General features: G+C 45.9%; 15 protein-coding genes. 4 read left to right on the forward strand and 11 right to left on the reverse strand.

Going from position 1 to position 20,518, the window contains the following annotated elements; all coding sequences use genetic code 11:
• Positions 1-150 precede the first annotated feature (150 nt).
• The 4 genes from AC1XUE_RS13815 (at position 151) to AC1XUE_RS13830 (ending at position 4,903) form a co-directional block, all read left to right on the forward strand.
• On the forward strand, positions 151-1,557 hold the full coding sequence (locus tag AC1XUE_RS13815; RefSeq protein ID WP_483356564.1) for a glycoside hydrolase family 30 protein: 1,407 nt from the start codon (positions 151-153) through the stop codon (positions 1,555-1,557).
• A 52-nt stretch (positions 1,558-1,609) separates the two neighbouring features.
• Positions 1,610-3,364 (forward strand): cellulase family glycosylhydrolase, encoded by a 1,755-nt coding sequence (locus AC1XUE_RS13820; RefSeq protein ID WP_483356565.1) that lies wholly within the window; start codon positions 1,610-1,612, stop codon positions 3,362-3,364.
• Between the two features lie 191 nt (positions 3,365-3,555).
• The gene (locus AC1XUE_RS13825; RefSeq protein WP_483356566.1) at positions 3,556-4,299 is read left to right on the forward strand and encodes a DUF72 domain-containing protein; all 744 of its coding nucleotides are present in this window, start codon (positions 3,556-3,558) and stop codon (positions 4,297-4,299) included.
• A gap of 133 nt (positions 4,300-4,432) precedes the next feature.
• Positions 4,433-4,903 (forward strand): YciE/YciF ferroxidase family protein, encoded by a 471-nt coding sequence (locus AC1XUE_RS13830; RefSeq protein ID WP_483356567.1) that lies wholly within the window; start codon positions 4,433-4,435, stop codon positions 4,901-4,903.
• A 92-nt stretch (positions 4,904-4,995) separates the two neighbouring features.
• Here the strand turns inward: AC1XUE_RS13830 and AC1XUE_RS13835 are convergent, their stop codons facing one another.
• From AC1XUE_RS13835 to AC1XUE_RS13885, 11 genes are all read right to left on the reverse strand, one after another.
• Complete coding sequence (locus AC1XUE_RS13835; RefSeq protein ID WP_483356568.1) at positions 4,996-5,721, reverse strand: DUF3891 family protein; 726 nt, start codon at positions 5,719-5,721, stop codon at positions 4,996-4,998.
• Positions 5,722-5,977: 256 nt separating this feature from the next.
• Positions 5,978-8,125 carry a TonB-dependent siderophore receptor gene (locus tag AC1XUE_RS13840; protein WP_483356569.1) on the reverse strand — a complete coding sequence of 716 codons (2,148 nt, stop codon included), beginning with the start codon at positions 8,123-8,125 and terminating at the stop codon, positions 5,978-5,980.
• A gap of 79 nt (positions 8,126-8,204) precedes the next feature.
• Positions 8,205-11,348, reverse strand: a complete 3,144-nt coding sequence (locus AC1XUE_RS13845) for a two-component regulator propeller domain-containing protein (RefSeq protein ID WP_483356570.1) — start codon at positions 11,346-11,348, stop codon at positions 8,205-8,207.
• 238 nt (positions 11,349-11,586) lie between these two features.
• Positions 11,587-11,907, reverse strand: coding sequence for a hypothetical protein (locus tag AC1XUE_RS13850; protein ID WP_483356571.1), 321 nt, complete (start codon positions 11,905-11,907; stop codon positions 11,587-11,589).
• Between the two features lie 148 nt (positions 11,908-12,055).
• Positions 12,056-12,700 carry a LuxR C-terminal-related transcriptional regulator gene (locus tag AC1XUE_RS13855; protein ID WP_483356572.1) on the reverse strand — a complete coding sequence of 215 codons (645 nt, stop codon included), beginning with the start codon at positions 12,698-12,700 and terminating at the stop codon, positions 12,056-12,058.
• Positions 12,701-13,085: 385 nt separating this feature from the next.
• Complete coding sequence (locus AC1XUE_RS13860) at positions 13,086-16,007, reverse strand: DUF4347 domain-containing protein (protein ID WP_483356573.1); 2,922 nt, start codon at positions 16,005-16,007, stop codon at positions 13,086-13,088.
• Positions 16,008-16,273: 266 nt separating this feature from the next.
• The gene (locus AC1XUE_RS13865) at positions 16,274-16,960 is read right to left on the reverse strand and encodes a BON domain-containing protein (protein ID WP_483356574.1); all 687 of its coding nucleotides are present in this window, start codon (positions 16,958-16,960) and stop codon (positions 16,274-16,276) included.
• Between the two features lie 89 nt (positions 16,961-17,049).
• Entirely contained in the window at positions 17,050-17,733 is a 684-nt protein-coding gene (locus tag AC1XUE_RS13870; protein WP_483356575.1) for a hypothetical protein, read from the reverse strand.
• A gap of 127 nt (positions 17,734-17,860) precedes the next feature.
• Complete coding sequence (locus AC1XUE_RS13875; protein WP_483356576.1) at positions 17,861-18,535, reverse strand: hypothetical protein; 675 nt, start codon at positions 18,533-18,535, stop codon at positions 17,861-17,863.
• A gap of 36 nt (positions 18,536-18,571) precedes the next feature.
• Positions 18,572-19,195 carry a hypothetical protein gene (locus AC1XUE_RS13880; protein ID WP_483356577.1) on the reverse strand — a complete coding sequence of 208 codons (624 nt, stop codon included), beginning with the start codon at positions 19,193-19,195 and terminating at the stop codon, positions 18,572-18,574.
• A gap of 290 nt (positions 19,196-19,485) precedes the next feature.
• Positions 19,486-20,511, reverse strand: coding sequence for a T9SS type A sorting domain-containing protein (locus AC1XUE_RS13885; protein ID WP_483356578.1), 1,026 nt, complete (start codon positions 20,509-20,511; stop codon positions 19,486-19,488).
• Positions 20,512-20,518 lie beyond the last annotated feature (7 nt).

Below are 20,518 nucleotides of genomic sequence, written 5' to 3' on the forward strand. Positions count from 1 at the left end.
TTGTAGTAGTAATGTAGTAGTAGTAAATTAGCTCGGTTGTGCAGGTGAACCTACTTTTGGGTTCGCAATATATTACATTATTTTCGAAGTAAGTCACTATTAACTTTCCGTACTACAAACATCATTTTGACACTTATAGAAGCTACTTTCATGATTAAAATTGATCAGCATTTAAGATTTTTATTCCTGACCCTTTATCTTTTCTGTTTCAGCTATTTCGAATCCCTGGCGCAAAAGCCGGGATCGATATGGCTGACCAAAACGGATAAAACGGCTCTTTTTGAAATACAGCAAAACAGATTGGTTTTTGATCAGTCCGCATCGAAGGCCTTGACCATTGACTTAGACGCCCGGCAGCAGTATCAGACCATAGACGGATTTGGGTTTACGCTCACCGGAGGCAGTGCCTCCCATCTGATGGCGATGAGCACACCGAAACGTGAAGCACTTTTAAAAGAACTTTTCTCACTGAGCGGCATTGGAATGAGCTATTTGCGGGTAAGCATCGGTGCGTCTGATCTGAACGAAACGGTCTTTTCCTACAACGATCTACCAGAAGGACAGACCGACCCGAAACTTGAAAAGTTCGACCTGGGAGCCGACCGTAATAATGTGATTCCCGTCTTAAAGGAAATCATTGCCATCAATCCGGAAATCAAAATCCTGGGTTCCCCATGGTCACCGCCGGTATGGATGAAAGATAATCGTGATACGCGCGGAGGAAGTCTGAAAACTGAATACTATGATGCTTATGCGAGGTATTTTGTCCGCTATATTCAGGATATGAAAAAGGAAGGGATCAGAATTGATGCCATCACCGTACAGAATGAACCCTTGCACCCGGGAAACAATCCGAGTCTGCTGATGCTGGCCAAAGATCAGGCTGCATTTATCAAAAGTAGTTTGGGGCCGGCATTTAAAGCTGCTAAAATTGATACTAAAATTATTATATACGATCATAACGCAGATAAACCTGAATATCCCATTTCGATACTGGACGATCCCGAAGCCAGGCAATACATAGATGGCTCGGCTTTTCATTTATACGGGGGACAGATTCAGGCCCTTTCCCAGGTTCATGAGGCACATCCGGACAAAAATCTTTATTTCACCGAACAATGGATGGGCGGCCCGGGTAATTTCGAAAAGGATTTTACGGATCACATTAAAAAACTGACCATCGGTGCTACCAGAAACTGGAGCAGGACTGTTCTGGAGTGGAACTTATCATCGGACCCCGACTACAGGCCCTATACGGACCGTGGTGGATGCAATAAATGTCTGGGAGGAATTACGATAGATAAAGATAGCGTTACCCGCAATGCAGCTTATTACGTAGTAGCCCATGCTTCCAAATTTGTTCGTCCGGGTTCTGTTCGTATCGCATCCGGCTATCTGCCGCAGCTACCCAACGTTGCCTTCAAAACTTCTGACGGCAAAACCGTTTTAATTGTGCTCAACGATACCAAGGATACACAGACGTTTTCGATCAAACCCGGTAAAAGAGCCGCTGTTACCAGCTTGCAACCAGGCTCAGTCGGCACGTATGTCTGGTAAAGATTTTTTGATTTTATCCTCAAGTTCCTGACCTGAAACCTCTTTGATTTTTATGAGACTATTTCGCCCGGCATCACCCGTGCTGCTTCTCTTATTGTGCTTTATCATTCTGAATGCAAATGCGCAGGGATTTTTAAAAACCAGCGGCAGACTGATCGTTGATGACAAAAATCAAAAAGTAATACTTCGCGGAATGGGATTGGGCGGCTGGCAGCTGCAGGAAGGATACATGTTCAAGCTGGGTTTTTCCGGGCAGCAATACCGGATCAAAGAAAACATTACTGATGTGATTGGTGAGCAACAGGCAGAGCTATTTTACGAAAAGTGGCTGGCCAACCACACCCGCAAAATCGATATTGATTCGATGGCATCCTGGGGTTTCAACTCGATCAGACTACCCATGCATTATAACTTATATACATTGCCGGTGGAGTCTGAAAAAATAAAGGGTGAAAACACCTGGCTTGAGAAGGGATTTGCGATGACAGACAGTCTGCTGGCCTGGTGTAAGGCCAATAACATGTATCTGATACTGGACTTACATGCAGCACCCGGAGGCCAGGGAAACGATCTTGCGATATCAGACAGAAATCCTTCGCAACCTTCTTTGTGGGAAAGTGAAGAAAACAAACTGAAAACGATCGCGTTGTGGCGAAAATTGGCCGAGAGATATAAAGATGAACCCTGGATTGGCGGTTATGATATCATCAATGAACCCAATTGGGGATTTGAAAGTAAAGAGGATCTTCGCGGGACTGCCGAAACTAAAAATGAGCCGCTCCGCAAATTGATGATGGACATCACCAAAGCGATCAGAGAAGTTGACAAAAATCATATCATCATCATTGAAGGAAATGGTTTTGGGAATAATTACCGGGGAATATTCCCATTATGGGACGATAATCTGGTTGTCAGTTTTCACAAATACGGAAATTTCAATGAGCCGAAGGCGATTGCGAATTTTCTCGAACTCAGCACGAAGTATAGCGTTCCGCTTTGGCTGGGTGAATCAGGAGAAAACAGCAATAACTGGTTCACGGAAGCGATCAGGCTGGTGGAGTCCAACGATATAGGCTGGGCGTGGTGGCAAAACAAAAAAATGGGGATCAATAACCCATTGGAAATCCGTCAGCCGGACGGTTACCAGAAACTGATTCATTACTGGTCCAAAAAAGGGGAAAAGCCATCCGTGCAAGAGGCACAAAAAACGCTGGATGAGTTACTGGATAACCTGCAGCTGGAAAATAATATCTTCCACCGTGACGTAACCGATGCTATGTTCAGGCAAGTTCATTCTGATCAGCACATCCCGTTTAAACAGGTAGAACTAAACAAATCAACTGTGATAGCAGCGGTAGACTTTGATCTGGGAAGACAGCGCCAGGCATATTACGATAAGGACACGGCCAGTTATCACTACACCCCGGGAGTGAATACCAAAGGCAATCGCGGCAATACGTATAGAAATGATGGAGTGGATATCCGCACGGATCGGCATGCAGAGCCTTATATATTCAATATCGAGGATCAGGAGTGGCTTAAATACACTGTTCAGTCTGCCGGAAAAAAAACATCTACCATTCAACTGAAGGTCAGTTCTGCTATCAACGATGCAAAGCTTTCGCTTTTTCTCAACGACCACCCTGTATCATCCGGGACGGTGGTTCCTGATACAAAGGCAGAAGATAACTGGCAGTTGCTTACGATTGGAAAAGCTGCTTTCAATCATGGAAAAAATGTATTGAAAATTGTTGCCGATAAAGGGGGCTTTACATTGAAGCAGATAGAAATACATGAATTAAAATGAATCACAGCGCAGCTTACTGCCGTTTATGGAGTGCCCCTACCATGGGAATTGCACCGAATCTGCTGGTATGCGTTTTGCTAATGCATGACTTTTTTGATCTGCAGCTTTTGGAATCGGGCAACTGAATAAAAAAGAACATAGTTCGACAGCGGGAAAGTATTGTTTTCAGTGCACAGTAACACTTATATGGTATGCATGCTTCATTGTACTTAGGAATGAGTGGTCTTGTACTTCCCTACAAAAATAAACAGTATTATCCCGTTGAGCAGCAGGGGCTCAGTCGTATGAGCGTCTATGGAACGCTGTTTAACACCATTGAAATCAATTCCATTTTCTATAAGCTTCCGAGAGCAAATACAGTCACTCAGTGGAGCGGACAGGTCGGTGATCCCTTTCGGTTTACTTTCAAGCTCTCCAAAAAAATCACACACAATCCGTTGCTGGCATTCGATCCGGCAGATATTGAGTACTTTTTTGAAGTTATTTCAGGTGCTGTGGGAAAGAAAGGCTGTATTCTGGTTCAGTTTCCGGCATCGGTAAAAAGTCATCTGACAGGGAAACTGGCTGTAATGCTGGAAACACTGCAAGCGCACAACAAAGACAACTGGCCACTTGCTATCGAGTTACGACATGCTTCCTGGTACAATCAGCAAACGTATGATCTGCTTGACGAGTATGGTGCTTTTATCGTATACCATGATAAAAAAGGTAGCCAGTCGCCTATGCCAGCGCCGTGGAGCGACCAGGTCTACCTCCGCCTGCACGGACCCGATGGAGACTACAAAGGAAGTTACGATACCGGGCTTCTGCATGAATATGCCGGTTATATCGCTGAGTGGTTAGCAGATGGCAAGCAGGTCTATGTGTATTTCAGCAACACCATGGGAGACGCGCTGAACAACCTGCGTACGCTGGAGCAATTTCTTATGGAATAAGCCTCATTTGATTATCGTTTTTCAGGGCCGATTTAGCAGCCAAAGTACTTTCTTTTCAAAGACTTATCTGTAAATGATGCTTTGGCATGATTTTGCATTTACATCGCACCGACAGCAACTTACTTCACCACAAATGACAACTCAACAATTATTGATCTCCGGGCTATCCGAAATGTATTGGTTTGAAAATGCCTGGGTTTCCATGCTCGGTCAGATCGGACGCTCTACCTGCCTTCCTGATCTGGGAGCGATTCTTAAAAAGCAACGGGCTTATACACAGGAACACGTCAGTCGGCTGGGACAGATCTTCGGCTCGATAGATGAACCTATAGAGAGCAAGGAATGCGATGCATTAAAAGGTTTGATCATGGATCTCAAAGACAGCTGCAAATGTCTCGATGAAGATAATATATCCTGCGATATCTCATTTGCGCTATCGGTCATCAAAGCGGCCAATTACCAGATCGGCGCTTATTCAGGCCTGTTAATGCTGGCCGGCGCTACCGGAAATGAGGAAGCAGCCGGCCTGATCCGAGACACAATCAGTGAGGAGCAGCAGACGATTACCGACCTGGAAAAACTTGTGTTACAACAAGATTTGTAATCGGTAGCAAGAGATTAATAGTCACATCACTGTGTATCATCGGCAGGCGCTATGCCAAACGGTTTTGGGCAAGATACCCCGGCCGGATGTTCTTATTGCTTGTCTGCGCTGCAGATCGTGATGGTATGCAGGGTTATCTCAGCAGAAGCGAGCTTTTTTTGCAATGCAGATCTGCTTTTGAAAGCAAGCTGCTCTATGGTGCGGCTCTCATAATTAACCTGAAAAGAAGACTGCTCAAATGGCCAGGGTGTAACCATTAATTCATCATTATTACCTGTGCAAAGCTGATAGATTGTGCCGTCAGGACCGCAGCTGATGTCCATGCTACGACTTTCGGGCGGCACAAGCTGCTGGCAAATGATCAGTGAAAATGCATCACAGAACTCCAGCAGTTCGTAGCTTGCTTTGACCTGTTCCAAGCTTGTACCAGCCTGTTTGATCCAGGATTTTTCTTTTTTTGCCAAAGATGCGCAATATGCTTTTGCCGAGGGCTGGCCGCTGAATAAAAAACGGATGTGCATTGAAGTCAAAAGCCCTATGTACCGTCCCTTAGTCAAAGCATTGTCCAGCAACCTGTCGCAATAGGCACGGTCAAAAACAACCATCTTGAAATTCTTCGGACCTCCGTTTTCGTCAATCAGTTCCGGATGGGTCACATCATCATTCTGATCATCATGTTCTGCAGTCGCAATCAGGGTTTCCACCCATCTCATCGGCTGTTTGTCCTTACGCCAGTGGGCACAGATCTGCGCGGCCAACAGGCCATGGGACCGTTGCGTAATCATTTGCCAACCCTGCTCACAGTAATTTACTATCATTGCCTGATGCTTATTCAAAAAGTGTAATGCCTATATACCCCCGCCGCCTTAGATTAACATAAAGTGATGTCAGGGCTGTGGCCTGTTACAATATTCGTGCCTATGACCGCTGCCCCATGCTTCTTGCAAATATGTCCTGTGCCTGGTGGAAGATTGATATGATACCAGACAAGGCACCGATGCTTTTCGCCCCCCAACTCCGATACGGCAAAATCATCGTCCTTATACTATCCGGAGCACTTTAAAATTCCTTTGATTAAAAATGGTAGCCCAGCGTTATTCTCAATTCCCTCGGTGCATGAGGTACATAGGCAAACAGTCCGGCAGGCCGCGTCCAGCTGCTGCCGTAATTGAAACGGTTGAAGACATTATTAACAATACCGCTCACCGAGAACCGATTGTTTGACCAGCTCAGTCCGGCATCCACGCGGAACAGATTGGCAATTGAAAATGCAGGATCCTGAGGATATCTCCCTTTTCTTCCGGCATGAAACTGGTAGCCCGCAGATACGGAAATGCCTTTGATTTGCCGTAAAGGCAATCTGTAATTCAGCCAGGTATTCTGCACATGTCTGACCAGTAAAGGCGTAGCGAGTCCGATGTTGCGCTCGTCCGCATCAGCGGATATATACGAATCAGTAAAAGCATAATTGATCACCGCGTTCAGCCCCGGAAATAGTTCGCCTTTCAGATCAAATTCAATTCCTTTTGATTTGGTCTGACCGATCTGAGACAAAATGGCTGTATTGACAGGGTCTGAGACAATAATATTATCCCGTGTGATGTCGTAGACAGAAATGGTCGTGTTCCATTTGCCTTCGTTCCAGTCCTTTTTCAGACCCGCTTCTATGTTTTTACCCCGGAGTGGCTTGAAAATGCCACCGCCCCTGTCAACACCGCTCTGCGGCGTATAGGTATGATCCAAAAGTGTATAAACTGAAAAGTCTTTCGCAATCAGATAGCTCGCTCCCAGCCTTGGTGTCAGTACCACATCTTTTACACTACTCTGCCTGGGCAGCAGAATACTACTTTCAGACGAAGTCAGTCTGGCTGCCAATGTAAGATTTAACCTATCGTTGACCAGACCTATCTGATCCTGCACATATCCTGTATAATACTGTATTTTGTGTTGGTTTGTAGCGATATCAGAAAGCCTGCCGGGTTTGATGTTGGAATCAAACGCAATGCCATATACCGGATTGCTCGCGCTGAGCGGGTACAGCTGCGGGTTTGCACCGGGATCAAGGTAACCGGCATACCCCAGAAAGTCTTTCCGGTTAAAATCAAAACTTGCCAATAGCCTGTGGTTAACAGAACCAGTGACGGCTTTCCCTGACACAACACCCTGCACAGCCCATATCCCCGAGCGGAACTTTTCATAGGTGAGCCGCCGTGGAATCAGATCGGGAGTAGCCGGATTGTAATGAGATACAAGAAAATAATTGCCTGCAAGCTGGTTTTGAGAATGACTGACCGTAGCCGTAAACTTCCAGTGATCGCTCAATTGCAATTGATACGTCAGAAACCGGTTGTGCTCACTGGCTCTGGTAGGCGTCTTATTCGGGTCGCTGATGCTGAAAGACCTTGGCAAGGATGCAAAACCGTAAGGGGAAAATACGGTAAGCAGATATTGCTGAAAACTTTGCTTGTTGTAGTGGTACTCCGCAGTCAGAGAAGATCTCTTATTGATCTGGTAGCGGATCACCGGCAGGGCAACCAGCTTATCATGGAATGAAAACTGCTGAAAGGATTTCGATTTTTGTCCTGCCAGGTTCAATCGATACAGCCACTTTTTACTGTTTCCAATCACACCGTCGAAATCGCCAGTGCCCCTGAACAGTCCAAAACTTCCTGCCGTCAGCCGGATCTGATTCGACGGCGTGCCGCTGGGAGCTTTGGTGACGATGTTGAAGCTGCCGGCCGGATCTCCGATCGGATTGGTAAAACCAGCCGGGCCTTTAATAAATTCCATCCGGTCAATGATGGCTGCATCTTCGGGCATCGGCCCGTAATAGGACATAGACAGGTCTATACCGTTGCGCAGCGTACCTATATTGGCGCCCCGCATCATGATCATCGGACCGTAAAAATCGGCTACGTTGCTTCTCGTGGCCCCACTGACATTCCGCGTCACACTCTCGCTGACATTGATAGCCTGCTGATCAGCAATAACACTTTTGTCAATCTGCTGAATATTCTGTGGAATTCTTAGCAGTGTACCGCCCAGCTTTAAGGAGGCCGATACATCGTCGATCTTATAATGCCTGGCGTATTGTGAACTTACAGTTACTTCATTGAGCTGCCTGCCCGTACTGTCGGTATGCTTGCCGGTAGTTGTTTGGTTCTGAGCATATAAAGCCGGAGAAAATAGAATGGCACAGGTAAATGGTACAATTAATTTCATGTGATGATTAAGTGGGCAGGTAATTATAAATGCAAATGTAAATTCAAATTTGCATTTATGATTACCTATAATCTTGCCATTAATGGTCTTTGAAGTTATTTTTCGTCCTGGGCGCAGCAGAGAGCGTCAAAGTAACTTTTGCCCCCATGCTGTTCTCAGCATAAAGCGCTACATCTAGTATCTTGATAATGTGCATGATGATCATCAGCCCTAAACCCTGATAGCCAGCCGGCACGGAATTCTCCGACGCATCGGAGCCTGCATTGAGCCACTGCATAATACTATTGGGGAAACCCGGACCGCTATCGGACATGATCAGTTTGACGGTGGGACCATCCTGCTCGGTTCTGATCGTAATGCTGTTTTTATCGCCTGCCTTGATGGCGTTATCGATCAGATTATGTATCAGAATACCCAGCAATCTCGGATCGGAAACAATGACCAGCTCTTCGGGTATGACCACATGGATGACAGACTTTCTGAAATTGATCAGATGCCCGAACGATTGAAGCCGCTGACGGATCAGATCGGCAAGTACGATTTGCTGCAGCTCAATCGCAGATTCATATATATCTGACTTTAAGAAATTCACCATATTGTCTACATGACTGAAAATACTATCCGCTGCTTCCGAAACAGTCTCCGTAATTTCAATGGCTGTTTCCACCTCTCCCTTTTCGAGCAGTTCCGGGATTCTCTTTAAAACCACGGATATATACCTGACCGGTGACCGCACGTCATGGGAGATTGAAGCAATCATCCGGCTGTAGAGCTCACCTTGTTTCTCAAGCTCATGCTCCGAATCCCGAAGCACGCCCACCGTATCCTCCAGATGCTTCGTTTTGGCTTTTACAGCTTCTTTGAGTATGTCTTTCTGCCGCTGCGTTTTTTTGATCCTGCTATTCAGGACGACGTAATACATCAGTATCGTGAGCAGGACAATCACACCAATAAAAAGCCAGGATTCGTACCAGTGTTTGCCGACAATGATCGTCACAGTGCTGTAAACAAAATTATTGACACCAAAACCACGGTGCTTCCTCACACTGAGCGTATGTGTTCCCGAAGCCAGCTTGGCAATATTTAACTCCATCCCCGCCGAAAGCGGTGTCCATGCCTGCGTGTCTTCAGGCCGGGTCAGTGAATAAGAAACAGTCAGATTTTCTCTTCTTCCGAAATAAGCGGTGGTGAACTTAAAGAAAACAGCGCTCGACGGATTTTCAACCAGCACGGTATCTGCATGAAAATCCAGCTTTTTATTGTCTATTCTTACCTCATCCAGCATTACTTTTTCATCCGATACCTCTGCTGCCGTTTTTTCCGGATGAAACCACACCAGACCTTCCATAGATGGCAGCGATACAAAGCCGTTGTTCAAGCGTACCGCACATTTCTGGCAACCACCATTAAATTCATTGGACAAAAAGCCTGCATCCCTGGCATAGTGGTGGTAATAAATATCAAACCTTTTGACACTGTAAGCGATCAGATCGGCCTTACTAACCTGGAAAAGCCCTTTGTTGGTGGGTATCCAAAAAAAGCCCTTATCGTCTTCTACAATACAGTGTGCACTGGCCAGGTACCTTTTGCTATCCATCGGAAACCGGGTGAGCTTTCTGCCTTCAAGCATAAACAACCCATTGTTGTAGGTGGTAATCCATAATCTGTGATCCTCTGCCGACAGATACAGGCTCCGGATATGAAGTCCTTTGGTCGCGGTGATAAAGACTGCCTTGCGGGTATGCAGTGAGACTTCATACAAGCCGCTGCCGGTTCCTACCAGCATTACTCCTGCATGCTTTTCCTGTATCCATGATATATCCTTTAATGAACCATCCAGAAAAATAGCTACGGAACTGGTCTGATCATCAGGATTAATCCGGCCAAGGCCCTGATCTCTGCTTCCGACCCAAATTGTACCATCTTTCGCTTCATAGAGCTGGGTAATCCTGCCTTCAGAATCGTATGTTTTCAGCAGCCTGGTTCCCGACGCGTCCAGTTTAAAAACCCGGTATCCATTCTTGCACCATATAAATCCCTTCCGGTCTCTGATCATGCTGTATTTATCCCAGTCAGCCAGACGTGCCAAAAGGGGCATCTGGCTGATACGCATCTGATGCCTCGCGTTATCCAGTGCAAACACGCCGCCCTGATTGGATAGCACCGTGCTGTCGTTGAACGCAACCTGAGCATAATAGACATCATCGGTCAGCGGGTCATCTGAGACGTAGGTACGGAAAATTTTCTTTTTCAGCACATACAGTCCTGAAACTGTGCTCCCTAAAAAAAGTCGATTCTGCTCCTGCTGATAGTAAACCGACTTGATGGCGTTTTTTTCAAAATCAAAACCGGAGAGTATAAGCTGCGTATTCAGCCCGCCATCCTGATCAGCAAAAAGTCTGAAAAGGGATTGTCCGGCCTGCAAAAATGCCTGATCCGAGGCATTGTTCCAAAACAGCCGAATGCGGCCTTTTATTGGCTGCTTCAGCACAGGGGCGATATCCCCGCGCACGCTTACCCTTTTGGCGCCTGACCGCGCCCCGGCAAGCTCCAGATGGTAGAACTGGTTATCCTCGCCATGCCAGTACAATCTGTTTCCTATCCGGAAATAACCCCAGATATCACCTTTTTTAAATGTAGTACTGGCTGTCTGCTGTCCTCGTTCATAGCGGCTTACCTGATGTGCTGCGACCACAAAATAACGACTGCTGCCAAAAGGAATCACATAAGGATCTGCTTTCACAAACTCGGTGAACATGGGCGGAGAGCCCTGGGGAAGAAGGCTTTGTTCCGGTTTGGAATGAAAGAATGGCTGCCTGCTGAGCGCTGCCAGGTAGGCGCCCGAATCCTTGAAGGCAACGCCGTTACGGATACAGACAAAAGATCCGTCAAATGCTTTGGCATAGAAACTAAGCCTCTCACTGCTGCCGGGATTGATGTGAAACGCTTCCAGACTACTGCTGAAGTAGGAGTCTCCGAAGCCATCGAAAATCCGGAATTCCCGTCCGTTAAACCGCGCTAATCCACCTTCCGTGGCCAGCCAGATATTGGAAAGAGAATCTTTGATGATGGACTTGACGCTGTTCTGCGGAAGCCCGTTCTCATCGGTATAATGGACCAGGTGATAATTATCAAGGTGATGATCCGGCTGGGCCAGACAGACCGGCGCATCATAATATAAAACGGCACACGCTAAAGCCAGCGCTCTTTTAATTAATTTCAAACGCAATCGTTGTTTAATACAAGATAAAACCAGCCATCGGTATCCAACACGATGCCGGGCTAAACTATCCGAAACTACCTTACTTCCTGCAACTATTTTATCAGCTGTGAACTGCCAAGACAGGATTCATTATTCCATTTCCTTCGTATATGATGTGCCGTGTTTGGTAAATACTTTAAGCTCCGCTGATCTTACACTTTATTTGATGCTCAGCTCATTCAGATAAAAAAATCTACATTTAAGCTACGATATAACTTTGCAATTTTTCTATCATTTCCTGCTCATTGCCATGAAATATAAAATAGTTTTTACCACCTAAACCGGCCAGGTTTAAATAGTCATGGTCCCAATAGACAAAAAACTTTGTCCCCGGCCTGTATTTACGGATATAGCTGGTCAGCGATACAATATCCTGTTTGGTTGTTTTTTCTCCGGGTAAAATAATTACTACGGGTGCGGAGTCCTGCGTCCGGAATCCGATATTGTTTAAAAATGAGCTTACCGAGTCAGTTTCTATAAATGATACATTCCTTTCGCTTAACATCGAGGAAATCTTCATTTTACTGTGGCTGTCAAAACTTAACATGATCGTTTTTAACATGATTAACATCGGGAGGGTTGGTATAATCATCACTGTAAAAATGCGCCTTCTGATGGCATTCATAGACACACTATTACTGACCACCGTTCAAATGTCGTGCAGGTAATTATAAACTCAGACTCACCATAACCTTCTGCAAAGCCATCACATTGTCCACATTCATTTTGCGGAACACATTGTTTTTGATCGTACTGATGGTGGTAGACTTGCGTCCCAACCGGTTGGCTATGTCCGAGGTCTTCATGCCTACGATCAGATAGTTGGCAATTTCAGCTTCCCGGGCCGACAACCTTGTCAGCGGCGTAGCCGCCTGTGCAGATTGCTTCGATGGCAGCAGGTTCGTCATGATCAGCCCCATGAGCTCCTCACACAGATAATAGTCCTTGTTCTGAATTTCTCTGACACATTTTACCAGCACCGATATATCATTGGCCTTCAACACAATGCCCGTCACACCTTTGGATATGAGATTGGTTACTTCTTCAAAAGTGAAATGGTCACCGTAAACCATGATTCTCTTGTCAGGGAACGTTGCTTTACAGGTATTGATCAGCTGTAGAAATAAACCGAAATCCTGCTCATTTCTGGCCAGTACAACGATATCCGGCAGCACTTGCAGGTTCTCACTTTGAATATGGGTGATGTCCGCTGCTGTTTTCAGATCATACTCGCCCGACAACTGTTCTTGCAGCAATGAACCCAACCCAGAACGGACCATTGCATAATTGTCAATCAAAATTAAAGATTTCATAGAAGAAGGAAATTTACGATTTGTGTTGATAAACTAATACTACTGCCAGACCGTATGGACTGCTCTGACACCCAAACAAATCTAAAGTTTTAGTAAAAAAAATTCATCACGATTATTCCGTGATGTAACTAGAAATATTTCTAATCCAAGCCTCGGCATTTCGGTCTGATCCTACCGCTTTAGACTGATGTAGATGATGGATTCTCAGCTCAAACAGCACAATGGTACATGCATGTCTATTAACCATTTCGCCGCCTACCTGCAACTGACATTACACCGTTATGCCGGCTTGCAGCACGATATACACAGAGATCCAACAAAAAGGAGTACACAAAACTGTGTACTCCTGAAAAAAAAACTTGAATGTCACTTTTACATGTGATCGCTACAAAGTGAATTTTCGTCTGATGATCGTATCATTCACCCGGTACTCGAGTACGTAGATGCCCGGTACTGCATTTTTATCTATATCAAACTGATACCGGTCTGTATGCCTCGTCACCTTTACACTCACCTCGCTACCCTTCACGTCATACACATGCACTGCCTCAATCGGGAAATAATTGTGAATATTAAGTGTATGGTTACGGCCAGGATTCGGGAAAACGACGTGCTCATTCTCTCCGTAAGGCGCATAAATCTGAATGATTCTTGAATAAGCGAAGCTGCCATCGGTATCGATCATTTTCAGCCTGTAATAGTTATTACCTTTTCCTGGTTTTGCATCATTGTAATGGTATACATGGCTTCCTCCGGCCACAGATCCGATTTTTGTAAAACCTTGCTGAAGGTTAAAGCTTCTCTCTATCATAAAGCCCTCAAAGTGCTTTTCTTCGGTAGTTTTCCATTGCAGAACTATTCCCTCATTACCCTTCACTGCCGCAAAGGAAACCAACGTCACAGGCAAGGCGCTACAGGATAGTATCTGACCGTTCACAGCATTGCCATAAGTATACACGCCTGTGTACACACCCGTTGTTACTGACTCAAAACGATCATCAAAACCATTGTTATTCTGATCCTGGAATGTAGCGGCTGCTACCTGTGAGATGAGCGCAGCAGAACTACCGGTTGTATTCTCCACATCGATATTGGCAAATTGCACATCCGGGAAGGTTTTGACTACCGCCGCCTCCTGAGAATCAGGGCAGCCATCGCCGTCACTGTCCAGATCCAGCCTGTTGACAATACCGTCTTCGTCCGTATCCAGATCCAGCTGCGGTGTGCACGTCTTCAGGTTAACGTCTTTCCAGATCGCCTCAGCAGTACCTGTTCTTCCGCTTCTGTCCGACAGATCCGTAAGTGTAAATGATGCCACTCCGTTTAATGGTGTAGGGAAAGTGAGCACGAATGGTGTAATCGTGCTGGCCTGCGGGATCACCACATCATCCTGCTGATACAGCAATTCACCGGATGCATTATAAAATTTCACGGAGCCGATGTGTGTCACCTGCCCGTCATTCAAAACACTGCCGCCGTTGGAATAGAACTGAAATTCGGTAACATGATTCAATGGCGTGGTGTATGTGTAGGTGATTGTTCCGATCAACTCGGCCGTCCCGCCCGCTGTACCGCCAAACGTTCCCAGATTGTTATCATATGTGTTGGCCAGTTCTCTGCCCGTAGGGAACACCGTAGCTGACGCGCTAACGTCAGCGGTAGCACCATTCGGATAATGTGTTGCGCAAAAGTCAGCGGACTCCACTGTATCCAGTATGCCGTCGTTGTCGTCATCAATATCAATATCGTCCGGTATTCCGTCGCCATCTGTATCCAGGCTCGCAATGCAGGCTGCATCCGATGCGTTCACGGCTGTGTCATAGGTATAGCTACCGGAATAAGAACCCGCCGCAGCCGTTTCCAGCCTGTCGTCAAAACCGTTTGCATTGGCATCTTTGAACGTGGACAGGTTAATCTGCGAAAGAACTGCCGGCTGCACACCGCCAGTATTGAACACACCTGTGCTGGCAAAAGGAATGCGGGGGAAGCTGTCGGTCACGGATGCTTCCTGCGAATCAGGACATCCATCACCATCGCTATCCAGATCGAAGCGGTTAGGTACGCCGTCATTATCCGTATCCATGTCTTCCCAGGCGCTCGTACAGCTCACCAGGTTGACATCCTTCCAGATCGCTTCAGCTGAACCGGTACGGCCGCTGTTGTCAGACAGGTCTGTCAGCGAGAAGGAGGTTACGCCCTGCAGCGGTGTCGGAAAAGTGAGCACAAACGGAGTGACGATGCTGGCCTGCGGAATCACTACATTATCCTGCTGGTAAAGCACCGTACCGGTTGCATCAAAGAATTTGACTGATGCAATATGTGTTACCTGTCCGTCATTGAGCACACTTCCACCATTAGAGTAAAAGTGAAATGCAGTTACGTTGTTGACAGGCCCGCTATACTGGTAAGTGACAGTTCCGATCAGTTGCGCGGTTCCCAGCCTGGCACCTCCGAAGGTACCCAGATTGTTGTCATACGTGTTGGCCAGTTCCCTTCCCGCCGGAAACTGTGTTGCCGATGAAACGATATCCGTAACTGCATTGGTAGGATAACGGTCAACGCAGGTGTTTCTGAGCACCATTTCCTGTGTGTCCAGTACGCCGTCATTATCATCGTCCAGATCCAGTGCATTGATGACGCCGTCCTTGTCAAAGTCGTCGTTGGGGCCATACTGTAACTGGTGCGGATAGCCTGGAATACGCAATGCTGAGGCACTTTGCGTACCCACTTCCAGGTCCCAGTCTCCGCCCTGGCCTGTGATATCGTCGGATGCCGCTACTGTTTTGCCCAGAGCCAATTGCAGGTATTGCACCGCAGCCCTGCCGCGTGACCCTTTGCCAAATTCACAGCCATAAATATTCACCTGACTGATGTCCTTATCACCTGCCAGCTGCTCCTGCAGAAAAGATGCAATTTGCTCCTGCCCGAGCCATTCGCCTTTGATGAGTAACCGGCCCGGTTGGCCATGCGTGAATAAATGATAGCTTCCGGATGCTGCCGATCCGGTGGCAGCCAGGATTTGGGTTTTCTCCTTTACACCCGCATCGATGTAGTGAGATGCCTGTAACGTACCGCTCAGCATGGCCATTAAAAAAGCTGCAGCACAAAGCGACTGAATGAAACGTAGAGAATGTCTGATCATAATTGTTGAATATAGGTAAGGAATGAGCTTAAAGAAGCGGGCAGTTTCATGCGCCGACATGCAATGATGGGGAGGAAGAATGTGGAATGGAGAGCTGTAATCATGCTGTTGTTGAGTAAAATTTTTACTATCTACCCGTACCCGTGCAGGCAGGATCGGCGGCAAAATTAGTGATTATACAAAAGGAAATAGTTAGCAACAACAGGGCAATAATTGTAGAAATGTATCGATAGACTTGTAGGACATTTCCAGTGCACATGATGCTTTACTGCTGGCGGATCAGAAAGGGCATGTGTGTCTTGCATCAGAACATGGCCGCTATGTAGCAAACAAGAAGTACGCATCACTGCGTACTCCTGTTGAAGTTTAAACACATCGCCGAATATTACTCCACTATGTAATTATAAATTATAAGGCTCAAAGGATCACTCCTAGTTGGATATTTTGGCGATTTGTAGAAATGCCTTACTTAAACCATCATTGTTTATGGTAGATCTGATTCGAATCTCCATTACATCTCCAGCATTTAAACGTATCAATCTCATGCCACTAGCCACATAGGCAGTCACGGCTTCAGTGTATTGACTAAAAAGCGGCCCTTCACCACTATCTGCATTATTCACATATATAAATGGTTCAAAAGCGTTTGCAATGCTAGTATTACTTCTATTAATGGCTAAATTTACCATGTAATAGCCAGTAGAAGGTGCTGTCAGCTGATCGGAAGCCAAATCAAAATTATTATTTTTATCAAATGTCTCAGCGTCAAAATTTATTTTTGTTAGAACATAAGTTGGCAATGACTGTGTAATAGTAAGCTTCGCACTCACCATCACTTCCGAATTAGGCACCCCAGGCACACCCGCCTGCCATGACGAAGCACCGTTGGCATCAGAAATAAGTACTTTGCCTGCTCCCTGTGTACCATCCTGGATGGTAACCTGGCCGGTTGCTTTGTTTACAATGGTTTTGTTTCCATTGGCCGCTTCCACTTCCAGGTTGCTATTGGTACCAATGGTAGCAGGGTTCGTTCCTACTTTTACTTGCGCGTGAGAAACAGTGGCAGCACCAAATAGAAGGGCCGCGATGATGATTGAGTTTTTAAATATTGATTTCATGATTGTTTTAATTAAGAATGATGAATTAAAAATGAAGAATTGAGGTGAAGCAGATGGTACTGATTTGAAGATTAGAAGTTTTGATTAGCTCAATTACCTACTTTAATAATATCCAAATTAGCTCTGGAAACACCATGAAGTGAGCCATATGAAGTAGCTAGTGGAGTGACCACATCACCAGCCTTTAAAGCCAATATAGTTGTTCCCGAATAAGCGCCTCCGTAACCAGCAGGTACTACAATGCCTTCCAAAACTCGAGTGAAAGACTGAGAGCCAGCAACAGAGATAGCAATACCTCTGCTTGCTGTAACAGCGTTGTTGGGGCTTTCGGCGGTCAAACTTATCGAATATCGTCCGTCTGATGGCACTGTAAATGTACTCGGTAACGCAAAATTGTTTCCGTCATCAAATATCTCATTAGTAAAAACCAATGCTTGCGTTCCATTACCAGTTGCAATAGTTTGATAAGTCGACGTTTCTACTGATATCAACACCTCCGGCGTCAACGTACCAGTCGCCGGTTTCCATGACGAAGCTCCATTGGCATCGGATGTCAGTACTCTATTTAAAGCCTGAGTACCATCCTGGATCGTCACCTGGCCGGTTGCCTTATTCACAATCGTTTTGTTTCCATTGGCCGCTTCCACTTCCAGGTTGCTGTTGTTACCAATGATGGCAGGGTTCGTTCCCACTTTTACCTGTGCATTTGAAACACTTGCAGCACCTAATAAAAGAGCCGCGATGATGATTGAGTTTTTAAATATGGATTTCATGATAAATGTTCGAAGTTTAATGATTAAAGTATAGAGATCTTACCCAATCCTATAAGAATGAGTGTAACATTCCTCGTGTACTGACTAGATATAACAAACTGTAACTAATTTGAATCTCCTAAGTTATCTAGATACCAACTTTCATAATTTGAAGAGATGCGTTTGTCGCAGTGTGTGGAGCACCTGAGCCTGTTCCTGTTGTAAGTTGATCACCAGCTTTCAACTCTATTGTAATAGAACCATTGGCAATATTGCCAGCACCTGCAGTGACATTAGTCGATTGGATGATTTTGGAGTAATTCTGAGACCCAGTAACAGATATATATATACCCCTGCCTCCAGTTGCACTTGCCGTGCCACTTGTGACAATCATTGTTATCATATAGTATCCGTCAGATGGAGCTGTAAACGTACTTGGCAAGGTAAAATTATTACCTTTATCGTATAGCTTAGTCTCATACTGGAGAGTAACTGACGTGCTATTTATAGATTGCCCTGTGCTTCTTTGAACAGATAATAGTACTGCTGGCGAAGGTTCAGCAGTAACCGTCTTCCACGAAGAGGCGCCGTTTGCATCCGAGGTGAGCACTCTGTTTACTCCCTGCGTACCATCCTGAATCGTTACCTGGCCGGTTGTCTTGTCAACAATGGTTTTGTTTCCATTGGCCGCCTCCACTTCCAGGTTGCTATTGGTACCAATTGTAGCCGGGCTGTTACCTACTTTTACCTGCGCATTTGATATACTAACTGCCCCAAATACAAAAGCAGCTGCGATGATTGATTTTTTAAATATAGACTGCATGACTTTTAAATGAAGAATTAAAAATGAAGAATTACCTTAAACTGAATCATTCTTAATCCGTTCCGGAGGTACTGAAGCTACGTCCCTGTAGATCACTAGTTGATAGGAGGCTGCCTCATCGTATTGCTGAAAGATTTTAGCGGAAAAGTTTTTGTCTCCTTGCGGGAGCGATGTCAGAATGGCTTTTCCGGCTAATTCAATCTGGTGTGTATGGTTGCTACGCAAGGGCAAACCCGCTATCCGGGCATGTTGTAAGATATGGCCTCCGTTCTGTAATTGGATGCTTGCGCTGTCGGCTACATCCAGCTTTCCGTCCGAAATGTCAAACGTACCGGATTGTATGGTCAGCGACTGATTGACAGCCAGTTCCCCTTCCAGGCTTACGGTGCTATTTGTAACGATTTCCAGCTGGTTGACTTCGCTTCGGTCGGAAACGATTTTAGTGTCTTTTTCGCCCCGAACCACCAAACGTCCCTTTCCCAATACATGTGCCTGCTTCAGGTATACATCCCCGTGGATGCGCAACCCGCCATTTTCTGCAATAGACAGGGTATCAAATATCCCAACGCCTGTTTTCACTACAGATGTTTCGCCGAGGCAAAATGTTCCGCCAAACACTGCAAATACCACCATTACATATCGGAGTAAAGTATAGGGCATATACGTCACGTTAAAGTACGACCCTGCTGTCAGTTACCTCGTAATCCGTCCGGTGCCCATCGTTTGTATCAGTCGTCGTTGTTTTGAGGCAGCGACCTACTGATACAAACTCAGGAGCTTACGCGTTAGCATGGTTTTCACCGGTCTTGAATTCTGGCAGAGCGAGGGGTTTACAGTAAAAGCGTTGTAAATAAATGAAGGGGTAAGGTATAGTAAGTTCGATCAGGATGGTTAACGGAAAGCCTGCACAGTGTTAACTATAACAGACTTTCCGGCTAACAGCCACTGTATTATCTGGCGATCACCAGCTTATGCACGGTCTGTGCTCCGCCCTGTCTTTCAACACGAACTGAGTACATACCTGTTGCAATATTTTTTACGCTGATCTCTCCTTTTGCAATTTCCTTTGACTGATATACAGTCTTACCATTCAGGTCAATGATGGATACCGCTTTTACGTTGTCAACATCGCGCAGGCGGATAAAATCCGATGACGGATTAGGATATACGGACAGTTCCACCTCAAAATTTACGCTCTTTACTGAGCTATAGGTGAACTTGGTGTCCAGGTCAACCATTTTCAGACGGTACAGGTTTTCTCCGTTCAAAGGTTTAGCATCTGTGAAGCTGTAGTTCTGAAGCGTTGTGCTTTCTCCCTTTGCAGCCACTGTACCTACCTTGTCCCACTGCTTGCCATTGCGGCTACGCTCGATCTCAAAACGGTCGCTGAAATTTTCCTCCGTGGTGGCCCAGCTCAGGTAAGCGGTCGTGTTTTCCTTTGTTGCATTAAAACCTGCCAGCTTTACCGGCAATACATTGGCGACGTTCAAAGGAGAGCCTGTAGAGTTCGCAACCGGGTTCTCATTGATGAAAGGATCATCCCACTGTAATACAGTCGCCGTTGGCTGATCGTTTGCAGGCCCTATAATCTTGATAGGAAGCGCAAAGGTACGCACTGCTGTCGGCCCTGAACCTGACCAGTCGCCTGTGATCTGGATCTCGACTGACGATGAACCGTCGGCACCACTGATGACGGTAAAACCGTTAGGCAATACTGCGCCGCCTGCGTAAACCGCACCAGCGGGAAATCCGACAACGATTCTGAACTGGCCATTTGTGAACGTATGTCCCGATTTACTGGCGCGAATGGTGTATGTTCCAGTTACAACCCCACTAGGGTGGTAAGCCGGATAAGGATCCTTATCGTACGTTCCTGATAAAAGGTTAATGTTTTCACCCTGGCCGAATGCCATGGTGACTCCCAGCATAAATACCATTATAAGCCGGAATGTCGACTTCAATAGGTTCTGTTTCATAATCTTG

The sequence above is a fragment of the Dyadobacter sp. HNCC25DJ187 genome, assembly GCF_056895255.1.